The organism is Lactobacillus jensenii DSM 20557 (assembly GCF_001436455.1).
Taxonomy (GTDB): domain Bacteria; phylum Bacillota; class Bacilli; order Lactobacillales; family Lactobacillaceae; genus Lactobacillus; species Lactobacillus jensenii.
The window spans coordinates 1-1,509 of sequence record NZ_AYYU01000058.1 but is presented as its reverse complement, the minus strand read 5'-3'; the positions used below and the strand labels follow the sequence as shown (position 1 = coordinate 1,509).

Sequence of the window (1,509 nt, the reverse complement as noted above, 5' to 3'; positions counted from 1 at the left end):
AGCCTTGGAAGAAGGTTAAGTTGGGGGAAATAAGTGAAAAAATTACGCAAAAAAATAATAATAGTTGTAGTCAATTTCCAGTCTTAACTAATTCAGCTGAATATGGAATCGTTTATCAAAAGGATTTTTTTGATAAGAATATAGCTATAAATACAGATAATTATTATGTTGTTCATACTGAGGACTTTGTATATAACCCTAGAATTTCAAAACAAGCTCCATATGGTCCTATACGAGTTAATCATTTAAAAACTGGTGTAATGTCTCCGCTGTATTATATTTTTAAAATAAAAGATGATTTTAACATTGGTTTCTTTGAATTTTTATTCATTGGAAACAAATGGCATAAATTCATGTATCAAAACGGAGATTCTGGAGCTAGATCTGATAGATATGCAATAAAAGATAAAGTATTCAATAAATTGCCTATCTATATTCCCCAAAAAATTGAAGAGCAAAAATTAATCTTTGAAATAAATCACAAAATAAATTCTCTACTTTATCTTCAACATCGAAAAATGGAGCTAGAAAACCAGACTTCAAAAGCAATTTATAATTATTTGTTTGACAAAAACAAACCTTTTTATTTTAAAGATAATAAAACTAAAAAAGTATTTCTAAAAGAATTAGGTACTACTTATAGTGGTTTAAGTGGAAAAAATAAAACAGATTTTGGTCATGGTAAGGCAAAATATATAACTTATTTAAACGTTAATAAAAATACAATTGCTAATCATAATTTATTAGACCTAATAGAAATTGATAAAAAGCAAAACGAAGTTTTAAATGGAGACATTTTGTTTACTATATCATCTGAAACCCCTGAAGAAGTTGGACTGGCGTCATTATGGCCCTACGACGATACCAATATTTATCTAAATAGTTTTTGCTTTGGATTTCGGCCAAATTCAAAAATCAATAATTTGTGGCTAGCTTATGAATTACGTTCTTTAAAAATACGAAAAAACATGTATAAATTAGCTCAAGGTATTTCAAGATACAATCTGTCTAAAAAGAGTGTACTAAACTTACAAGTAGATGTGCCATCAGATGCTGAGCAAAACTTCGATAGTAAGTTTGTTAAATTAATTAATATACAGACTAAATTCCTTTCAAACGAAAGGAATGAACTTCTCCTTTTGAAAAAGTTCCTACTTCAAAATTTGTTTATTTAGCATCTATCGAACTAGTTTTCGATTTGATATAATGTTTTTAGTTTGCTAATTGGAAAAATAGCAAGCGAGCAATTTAATAAGCTTAATCCCACCCCTCGAACATATTTTAGATTGTGGAGGTGGAGATTATGCAAAAAATAATGAACTGGAGGGGATCAGCAGTTGGCTGATATTATTGTTGCAATTGGTAAAGCTGCAATTTATTTTGCCTTTGCTTATGCGATAATAAAAAAAGCTAATCACGAAGATTAGCTACCCAAAAGTTTATTAGATTGCGATCGAGGATAATGGACCGACACTCCATTGTCCTCTTTTCTTTTATAATTATATGAAA

General features: G+C 28.9%; 1 protein-coding gene. It reads left to right on the top strand.

The annotated features are described in order from the left end of the window. A partial coding sequence (locus FC45_RS07915) for a restriction endonuclease subunit S domain-containing protein (protein ID WP_338131941.1) occupies positions 1-1,175 on the top strand: 1,175 nt, incomplete at its 5' end. Positions 1,176-1,509: the final 334 nt, after the last annotated feature.